The organism is Deltaproteobacteria bacterium GWC2_65_14 (assembly GCA_001797615.1).
In the GTDB taxonomy this organism is placed as follows: Bacteria; Desulfobacterota; Deferrimicrobia; order Deferrimicrobiales; family Deferrimicrobiaceae; genus GWC2-65-14.
In genome coordinates this window covers 1-9249 of sequence record MGPV01000067.1, presented here as the reverse complement: position 1 = coordinate 9249, position 9249 = coordinate 1, and the positions used below count along the sequence as shown (strand labels likewise).

9 protein-coding genes are annotated in these 9249 nt (G+C 67.9%); 8 read left to right on the top strand and 1 reads right to left on the bottom strand.

Annotation, left to right across the window (positions count from 1 at the left end; translation table 11 throughout):
* Positions 1–6 precede the first annotated feature (6 nt).
* The 3 genes from A2X88_08405 (at position 7) to A2X88_08395 (ending at position 3498) form a co-directional block, all read left to right on the top strand.
* Entirely contained in the window at positions 7–207 is a 201-nt protein-coding gene (locus A2X88_08405) for a cold-shock protein (protein ID OGP32733.1), read from the top strand.
* A gap of 151 nt (positions 208–358) precedes the next feature.
* Positions 359–2380, top strand: a complete 2022-nt coding sequence (locus tag A2X88_08400) for a CoA-binding protein (protein ID OGP32732.1) — start codon at positions 359–361, stop codon at positions 2378–2380.
* Between the two features lie 11 nt (positions 2381–2391).
* Positions 2392–3498 carry an alanine dehydrogenase gene (locus tag A2X88_08395; protein ID OGP32731.1) on the top strand — a complete coding sequence of 369 codons (1107 nt, stop codon included), beginning with the start codon at positions 2392–2394 and terminating at the stop codon, positions 3496–3498.
* Between the two features lie 195 nt (positions 3499–3693).
* Here A2X88_08395 and A2X88_08390 read toward each other — a convergent pair whose 3' ends face one another.
* Positions 3694–4293 (bottom strand): dephospho-CoA kinase, encoded by a 600-nt coding sequence (locus tag A2X88_08390; protein ID OGP32730.1) that lies wholly within the window; start codon positions 4291–4293, stop codon positions 3694–3696.
* Between the two features lie 115 nt (positions 4294–4408).
* Between A2X88_08390 and A2X88_08385 the strand changes: the two genes are divergently transcribed.
* From A2X88_08385 to A2X88_08365, 5 genes are all read left to right on the top strand, one after another.
* Positions 4409–4732 carry a hypothetical protein gene (locus tag A2X88_08385; GenBank protein OGP32729.1) on the top strand — a complete coding sequence of 108 codons (324 nt, stop codon included), beginning with the start codon at positions 4409–4411 and terminating at the stop codon, positions 4730–4732.
* A 36-nt stretch (positions 4733–4768) separates the two neighbouring features.
* Positions 4769–5524: an RNA polymerase subunit sigma gene (locus tag A2X88_08380; protein OGP32734.1), complete on the top strand. Its 756-nt coding sequence runs from the start codon at positions 4769–4771 to the stop codon at positions 5522–5524.
* Between the two features lie 97 nt (positions 5525–5621).
* Positions 5622–6083: a hypothetical protein gene (locus A2X88_08375; protein ID OGP32728.1), complete on the top strand. Its 462-nt coding sequence runs from the start codon at positions 5622–5624 to the stop codon at positions 6081–6083.
* Positions 6080–6928, top strand: a complete 849-nt coding sequence (locus tag A2X88_08370; protein OGP32727.1) for a hypothetical protein — start codon at positions 6080–6082, stop codon at positions 6926–6928. The genes A2X88_08375 and A2X88_08370 overlap by 4 nt, the downstream gene beginning before the upstream one ends.
* Complete coding sequence (locus A2X88_08365) at positions 6925–8967, top strand: hypothetical protein (GenBank protein OGP32726.1); 2043 nt, start codon at positions 6925–6927, stop codon at positions 8965–8967. The genes A2X88_08370 and A2X88_08365 overlap by 4 nt, the downstream gene beginning before the upstream one ends.
* Positions 8968–9249 lie beyond the last annotated feature (282 nt).

Here is a 9249-nt window from a genome sequence, read left to right as displayed (position 1 = left end):
ATCCGCATGGCGACCGGAACGGTGAAATGGTTCAACGATGCGAAGGGATTCGGGTTCATCACGCCAGAGGACGGGGAGGATGTGTTCGTGCATTACTCCGAGATCCGCGGGGACGGGTTCCGCTCCCTCGCCGAGGGGATGAAGGTGGAGTTCGAGGTAACCGCGGGACCCAAGGGGAAGAAGGCGGCCAACGTGCGAAGGGCCTGACCTCCCAGAACGGTCACGGGATTCCGGCGCCGTCGGCCTGTTCGCGGCGCCTTTTTTTGTCCGGCGACGGGGGGCGGAAAGGGGGTGACACTCCCGGACCTGTCTGGTAGATTGGTCCACACCGAAACGAACGCTCGAGGAGAGGATCGCCATGACCCGTTCCCTCGAACCGCTGTTCCGTCCCCGCCGCATCGCCGTCGTCGGCGCTTCCTCCAACCCCGAGAAGATGGGGTTCCAGATCTTCCAGAACATGGTGAACGCCGGGTTTTCCGGGGAACTGCTCCCGGTGAACCCCAAGGGGGAGACGATCCTGGGGATCCCGTCGGTCCGGTCGGCGGCCGATCTCCCGGAAGGGTTCGACCTCGCGGTCGTGATCATCCCGGCCCGGCATGTCCCGGGGACGATCCGGGAACTCGGGGAGCGGAAAGTCCGGGCTGCGATCGTCATCACCGGGGGGTTCGCGGAGTCGGGGGAGGAAGGGGCCGCGCTCCAGGAGGAGATGGCCCGAAACGCCTCGCAGTACGGAATCCGGCTGGTCGGCCCGAACTGCCAGGGAGTGAATTATCCCTACCACGGACTCTGCGCTTCCTGGCCGCTCATCACCCGCCGGGGGGAGATCGCCATCGTGTCCCAGAGCGGGACCGTCGGGGCGGCGCTGATCGATTGGGCTTCGGAGGAGCGGATCGGCTTCTCGGCCTTTGTCAGCATGGGAAACCGGGCCGACGTCGACGAGGCGGACCTGATCGAGTTCTTCGCCGACGACCCGGGCACGAAGGTCGTGGCCCTCTACATCGAAGGGGTCAAGGACGCCGGGAAGTTCCTCTCCGCGGTGAAGCGCTGCCGCAAGCCGGTCGTGATCTTCAAGGCCGGGAGGACCGAGCGGGGGAGGAAGGCCGCCGAGTCGCACACCCGTTCGCTGGCCGGGAAGGACGAGATCTACGACGCCGTCTTCCGGCAGTACGGGGTGCACCGCGCCTCCACCCTCGAGGAGCTCTACGATTTCTCAAAGGCGCTGGCCTATCTCCCGGCCCCTCCGGGCCCGCGCATGCTGATCGTGACCAGTTCGGGCGGATCCGCCATCATCGCGACCGACGTGGCCGAGGAGGAGGGATTCCGGGTCGCCCCGCTGCCTCCCGCTCTCGCGGGGAAGCTCCGGGAGATCCTCCCCGCGCACTGCATCGTCGGAAACCCGCTCGATCTTACGGGGGACACCGACGCGGCCCGGTACCGCAAGGTCCTCGAGGCCTCCGAGGGGCATTACGACGTCGTCATGACGATCTTCGGCGATCCGATCCCGGGGGCTTCGGAGGTGATCCGGCCGGGGAAATGCGATCTGGTCGCCTACCTGGGCGGGGCGGACGTCGAGCGGGCGGAGCGGGTGAAGATGCACGAGAAGAAGATCGCGGTGTTCCCCACGCCGGAGCGCGCCGTGAAGGCGATGTCCTGCTATTCCCGATTCGACCGGGAGACCTTCCCGAGGGAAGATGCACCTCCGCCGCATGCCGCGGCGGAAGGGGAAAAGGAAGGCCGGACCCTGCCCCCCGCGGAGTCGATGGAGCTGCTGGCGGAACACGGGTTCCCCGTGGTCCGCTCGATCGCGGCGGAAGGGATGGAGAAGGCGGTCGAGGCGGCCCGCCGGATCGGGTATCCGGTGGCGGTCAAGATGAACTCCCCGGAGATCACCCACAAGAGCGACGTCGGGGGAGTGATCCTCGGGGTCGGGGACGACGAGGGAGTGCGGAGGGCCGTTCGCGCGATCGGCGAGGCCGCCGCCGGAGCCGGAGCGAGGGCCGGGGGGGTCCTGGTGAGCGCGATGGCGCCGCCGGGCCGCGAGGTCATCGTCGGGGTGACGCGGGATCTCCAGTTCGGGCATGCGGTCATGTTCGGGATCGGCGGAATCCTGGTGGAGGTGATGCGGGACGTGTCGTTCCGGCTCGTCCCGCTATCCGACCGGGACGCGCGGGAGATGGTCGACGAGATCCGGGGCGCGAGGATCCTCCGCGGGGTCCGCGGGCAGAAGGGGTCGGACCTTGAGGCGATCCGGAAGCTCCTCCTCCAGGCGTCCGGATTCGCCGGGAAGATTCCCGGGCTGCGGGAGATGGACCTGAACCCGGTGATCGTGCACGAGGCCGGGCTCCTCGTCGTGGACGCGAGAGTGGTCCTGGAGAGGTGACGCGGATGCCCATGGTCGTCGGAATACCCCGGGAGACCAAGGAGGGGGAAAACCGTGTCTCCCTGACTCCGCGCGCGGTCGGCGTTCTCCGCGCGGCGGGGGCGCGGGTGGTCGTGGAGGCCGGCGCGGGGGAGAGGAGCGGGTTCCCGGATTCCGCCTACGAAAAGGCGGGCGCCTCCGTCGCGGGGGATCCCTCGAGCGCGTGGGAAGCCGACCTGGTGATCAAGGTGAAGGAGCCGCTTCCCGCGGAGTACCGGTATCTTTCCACCCGGTCCACGATCTTCACCTATCTGCACCTCGCGGCGGTTCCCTCCCTCGGGGACGAGCTGCTGGACCGGAAGGTCGCCGCGATCGCCTACGAGACCGTTTCCTCGGCGGGGGAGCTTCCCCTGCTGCGCCCGATGAGCGAAGTGGCCGGAAAGCTTGCGGTCCAGGCAGGTGCGAGGGGGCTGGAGGTGGAGTCGGGAGGGATGGGGGTGCTCCTCCCCGGGGTCGAGGGAGCCGATCCCTCCCGGGTCTGCGTGATCGGGGCCGGGGCGTCGGGAAGAGGGGCCGCGCAGGTCGCCGCGGGAATCGGCGCGAGGGTCACGGTCCTCGACATCTCGAAGGAAGCGCTGGACCGGGTGCGGCGGGAGACCGGCGGAGCGGTCGAGACGCTCCTCTCCACGCCGGAGACCCTGGAGAAGGCGGTGGTCGCCTCGGAACTGGTCATCTCCACCGTCCTGGTCGTCGGGGAGAGGGCCCCCGTGCTGATCTCCCGCGATCTGCTGCGGAAGATGAAGCGGGGAGCGGTTCTGGTGGACGTCTCGATCGACCAGGGAGGGTCGGCCGAGACCTCCCGCCCGACGACGCATGCCGCCCCCTACTATCTGGAGGAGGGGATCGTCCACTACTGCGTGGCGAACATGCCGGCGGCGGTGCCGCGCACCTCGACCGTCGCCCTGTCCAGGGCGACCCTTCCCTACATCGAGAGGATCGTCCGGATGGGGGTGCGGCCTGCGCTCCGGGAAGATGCCGGTCTGCGGGAAGGGCTGAACACCTTCGGGGGAAAGTTGACCTGCGCCGGCGTGGCGCGGGCGCTCGGGAAGGAATACACTCCGCCGGAGCCACTCCTGTAACAGGGACGGTCCTGTGGTGAGAGGTAGCAATGGCACGGGGGATGGCAGTCCACGACCCAGGGTGGTCGATGGGAATGGCGTCCTCCAGGACCGTCCCTGGTCTCAACATCTGAAACGTTGCTCGGTAACCGGGGACCGGACTACACGACAACGGGATGTGGAGGGGCGGGGTGTCCTCCAGGACCGTCCCTGCTCTCATCGTTCCCGGCGAAGCTTCCGGGCCAGCGCCCGGACCTGGGCGCGGGTGGATTCCGGGTCGCCCGAGTTGTCGATCCGGTACTCGGAGGCGCTCGCCTTCTCCTCCGGGTCCATCTGGGCGGCGATCCTCGCAAGCGCCTGCTCGCGGGAGATCCCGTCCCGGGCCATGATCCGCTGGACCTGCCGCTCCCGGTCGCACCGCACGCCGATCACCGCCTCGAACATCGTTCCGCGATTCCGTTCGTGGATCAGGGCGGCTTCCACGACGGCCACCGGATGTCCTTCCCGCTCGAGCGCCGCCAGCGCCTGCGCGATCCCTTCCGCGATCCGGGGATGGGTGACCGATTCCAGCTCGGCCCTCCGTAATGGGTCGGAGAAGACCGTCTCCCCGAGCCGCTTCCGGTCGATCCGCCCGTCCGGCAGGAGAACCTCCCTCCCGAAGCGGAGGAGGATCTCCCGGTGGGCGTCCCGTCCCGGCTCCGTGATCTCCCGGGCGATCCGGTCGGCGTCCACCACCGGGATCCCCTCGTCCCGGAAAAAACGCGCCACGGTGCTCTTTCCGGTTCCGATCCCACCCGTCAGCCCGAGAACCCGCATGGCGGGATTATATCCCATGGCACCCGGTCCGCGTTGACAAGACGGGGAGAGGGTGGTACGTTCGAGAAGAATGAATCACCGTTCATTCCACCCCCCACAGGGAAAGGAGGAGGCGATGGCCGACACGACCGTGAAGGGGTTCTTCGAGTCTCTCGAGTCGAAGCTGAACGCCGACCCGTCGAAGATGGCCGGGATGGCGAGCGTCTACCAGTTCAAGGTCGGCGCGGACGCCTACCAGGTCACGATGAAGGAAGGGAAGGCCGCGGTGGCGGCGGGGGAGGCCTCCTCGCCGAACTGCACCGTGACCATGGCCGAGAACGACTTCCTGGACATGGTCGCCGGAAGGCTGAACGGCCAGATGGCCTTCATGACCGGGAAGCTGAAGGTGGCGGGGGACATGGGGCTCGCCCTGAAGCTGGGCTCCTTCCTCAAGGTGTGACGGCGATACGGGTTGGCCTCTGAGGGGACATCCGCGATCCGGGAGGCGGCGAGGGCCATCGCCGCCCGGGGGAACTGCGTGGCGCTGACCGGGGCGGGGATCTCCGTGGAGAGCGGCATCCCGGCGTTCCGCGGCGCGCAGGGGATGTGGGACCGCTTCGATCCGATGGAGTACGCCACCATCGGGGCCTTCCGGAGGGATCCGGGGAAGGTCTGGAGGATGCTCGCGGAGATGCTGGAGATCCTCGAGCGGGCGGCCCCGAATCCGGCGCACCGGGGGATCGCCGAGCTGGAGTCGCGGGGGCTGCTGCGGTCGGTCATCACCCAGAACGTGGACGGGCTGCACCAGGCGGCCGGTTCCCGCGGGGTGATCGAGTTCCACGGAAGCGCCCGGGAGCTGGTCTGCCTCTCCTGCCCGAACCGCTACCCGACCCGCGAGAAGGTCCTGGAGGGGATCCCCCCCCGGTGCGGGTGCGGGACGATCCTCAAGCCCGACATCGTCTTTTTCGGGGAGCAGATCCCCCGCGCCGCGATGGAGATGGCCGAAAGCGAAGCGGAATCGGCCGCGGTTCTTTTGGTGGTGGGAACCTCCGCCGAGGTGAGCCCCGCCTGCGACATCCCGCTCCTTGCGCGCAGGCAGGGAGCGTTCATCATCGAGGTCAACCCGGAGGAAACGGTCCTGACCCGGTCGCTTTCGGACACCCACCTCCGGGAGAGCGCGGGCACCGCGCTTCCGAAGATCCTTGCGGAAATCCGGAAATCGCCCGCCCCCCCCTCGAGCGCTCCGTCATAAAAAAATTTCATCCGCATTAACTCTTTTTCCCCGTTTCCGGGGTGACCCCCTCGCAGGGAGTTGATTTTCCGCAGGGTTTCCCCCGTTTCCTCCCGGTATGGATCTTGCCCCGGATCTGTTCCGGGAGGGTCCCGTGTCCCGAAGATGCGGCCTTACGCTGCTGGAAGTGCTGATCGCGCTGACCATTCTCTCCGTCGGATTGATGGGGATCGCCATGCTCCAGATCACGGCGGTGCGGGGAACCGCGTCCGTCGGCCTCTCCACCACGGCGGCCCGGTACGCGCAGGACCAGCTGGAGATCTTCCGGGGGATCCCATTCGGGGAGATCGTCACCTCGCCCGGGATCGGCGACGAGGGGAAGCCGGAGTATCCGGCGCTTCCTACAACTCCCGGCGTCTCCTCGATCCTGTCCGGGAACGGGATCCGCATCTATCGGGTGTGGGCCGTCTCCGGGACGACCCCATCGCTGAAGACCATTTCGGTCTGGTCCTGCTGGAAGGATGAGAAGGGGGCGTGGCACTCGATACACCTGGCGACGCACCGGGGGGATCTGTCGTGACGGCGGCATCCGGAGCTCCTCCGCGCGGAGGACGGGATGGATTCACCCTGATCGAGATCCTGGTCGCCCTCGCGATCTTTTCCGTGGTGATGACGGGGGTCTTCGGCCTCCTCCTCCTCCAGCAGAGAGTCTTCGCACGGCAGGGGGGTCTCGAGGAAATGCGGCGAAACCTCCGCCGGGGGATCCACCTGATCGAGCGGGAGCTGCAGCGCGCCGGGTACGGGCTCCCCCCCGGGGCTGCCGTCCGGCTTCCGGCCGGGATGACCGGCGACGCCTCCGTGCTCCTGGTTTCCGGCATGGGGCTGGCTTCGGGCGGAGAACACGGCTCCGACCTCTTCTATGTCGCGCATTCCCCCCTGCGCCCGGACCGTCTCGCCCGGAGGATGGCGACCGCATCCTCGGCGCTTGCGGTGGAAGGGACCATTCCCTGGAAAGAGGGGGACATCGGGATCATCGCCGACGGGATGCACGCCGACATCTTCCGGGTTTCGCGGGTCGACGGGGGAGAGATCCTGCACCATGCCGCCGCCGGGGCCTTCGACGGAAAGATGATGAAGTCCTACGGGGAGGGCGCCCTGGTCGCGAAGGTCATGCTGGCCGGGTATGCCGTCTCCGGGTCGGGCGACTCCGCCCCTCCGGCGATCGTGCGCCGTGTCGTGGATCCGGACGGAAACCTGGGAAGTCAGGCCGTCGTGGAGGGGATCGAGGAGATGCGGGTGCGGCATTCGATGCGGGAAGGCGTCCGGGTCCGCCTGGTCGCCCGCAGCCGGTACGCCCCGGGCGATCCCGGGCAACGGACGATGGAGGCGGTGGTCGGGCTCCGGAACGCGGGGGACGCTCCGTGAGAACGGGGGATCGGAAGGGGAGCGCCCTCGTGATCACGATGCTCCTCCTGGTGATCCTGACCGTGCTCGGGATCTACGCGGTCGGCCTTTCCACCTCGGGGCTCGAGTCGGTTTCCGGGGAGGAGCGGGAGCGTGCGGCGAGAAACGCCGCGGAGGCGGGAGCCTGGTACGGGCTCGACCGTCTTCCGTTGCCCCTGGCGGAGCGCGGATCCCTTCTCCCCAACGGCGCACGGTACGATGTGACCGTTTCGCCCACCGGCACGGAGCCGCTCCCGGGATACGACAGCGGCTGGATGCGCGCGACCTTCCATATCCGCTCGACCGGGATCGCCCCGAGGGCCAACAAAATCCGAAGGGTGACGGAGGCGGAAGCCGCCTTCGGCCCCGTCCCCTCGGGAACGGGATACTTCCGGGGAAAGCTTCCCGCCCCGCTCTCCCGGTCCGCCCCGGTCCTGGTGGGTCCGCCGTCCTCCGCGTACCTCGATTCCCGAGACCCTTCCGCGCGAAACGCCTTCGCAGGCCGGCATGCGCGGAGGAAACCGGTGCACCTCTTGTACGCGGACGATGGGACGCTCCGCGCACACGATGCCGGGTTCAGCGATCCGGACGGCAAGACGCCTGGCTACGCCACGGGAACCGGAGAACCGATCTGGACCTTTCTCCCCGGCTTTCTGAAAGAGGAGAGGGCGGCTCCGGGAGGGGAGGCGGAAAGCTTGCCGGCGGCCGCGGAGGGGCCGCTGGCGGTGGCGGATATCCGGCTCGCAGCGGTTTCGGGCCCGGCGATGACGGCACGGGAGACCGGGTGGCGCACCGTCGCGGTGGCCGCCGCCGGCCCGCGCGGGAGAGCGGTTTTCGCGCTGGACATCACCGATCCCGCCTCTCCCGGCTACCCGTCGCTGATGTGGGAGGTCGCGAAGCGGCAGGTTCCCATTCTCGGACAGGCCCTGTCGGCCCCTGTGATCGGGAAGGTCCGGGCCCCGGCGGGACGTCTCGACGCGCCGGGCGAGACGGTGGACCGGTGGGTGGTCCTCCTGGGAGCCGGGAAAGCGATCCGGCGCGGCCGGCCGGACCGGGTCGAGCCGCCGGCGTCGGAGACTCTCGTTTCCCGGACCGACCCGGGAGATGAGGGCAGGGCGATCCTCGTCCTGGAGGCGTCGACCGGGAAGGTGCTGCAGATCCTCACCCATCCCGCCATGGGCGAGGTCGTGGCCTCCCCGGCGGTTGCCCCGGACCTGGAAGGGTATATCGAGCGGGTCTACCTGGGAGACCTCTCCGGCAATCTCTGGCGCGCGACGGTGGGCGAATCCGGCGACTTCGATCTGGGGGGAGGGCCCTTCTTTTCCGTCGCCGGCGAGCATGCCGCAAGGGCGATCCATGGCAGGTGCGCGGTCGCGCAGGGCGAGGGGGAATATCCCGGCCTGTGGGTCTTTTTCGGGACCGGGGATGTTGAAGATCCTCCGGACGGCTCGCCCGGCGGCATCTACGCGGTATACGATGACGCCCCTTCTGGCCGGGTGCGTGGGGCGTTAGGCATGACACTCACGGAGCGTGACCTGGCCGACGCGACCCGCTTTTTCGCCCGGATCGGCGAGCGCGAGCCTCCCTTCCCCATCCCGGGGGGGAAGTACCGGGGGTGGCATGCCGCGTTGCCGGGGAATGGAGAAACACTGTTCTCCGCGCCGAAGGTCTTTTTCTCCAATCTCTATTTCACCACCTACGAGCCGGCCTCCGGAAACCGAAAAGAAGGGGGAACGGTTCGTGTCTACGGGTTCGGGATGGCCCCGGGTAAGAATCCGGGATTTCCCGCGCTGCCCGGGCTGGACAGGGCCAGGCCGGGGGTCCCGGAGAGATACGTGCCGACTGCCAGGGTCCGAAAGGTCGGAACCGGGGGAATGCCCTCAGGCCCGGAGATGACGTTTCACGAACCCGGGAGGGCCCATGTCCATGTGGGTTTCTCGGCCGGCTCGGACGAGGCGATCGAGGTTCCGGCTCCGGACAAACGGAAATCGATCCTGTCCTGGAAAAACGTGCAGCCGTAACGAGAGGGGATTAAAAACTTTTATCCCGATTAACCTTTTTGGGCGGCCACAGGTTTATGGAAAATGCGATAACAAGGAATATCAGGAGGTTGCACAGACATCCAGGTTGGTACGGCTTTTGTACTCCAGGTGGGCGTGATCTTTGGGATGGAAACCGGTAAAGGATTGCGGCGAATTGTCCGTAAACAGATTAGGATCGGGACGAAGGTCGGGAAACGAGGGAGGCGAAGATGTCGGGTAACGGGACGGGCAGGGGAAACCGGGTGACGTGGGCGGCGGCCG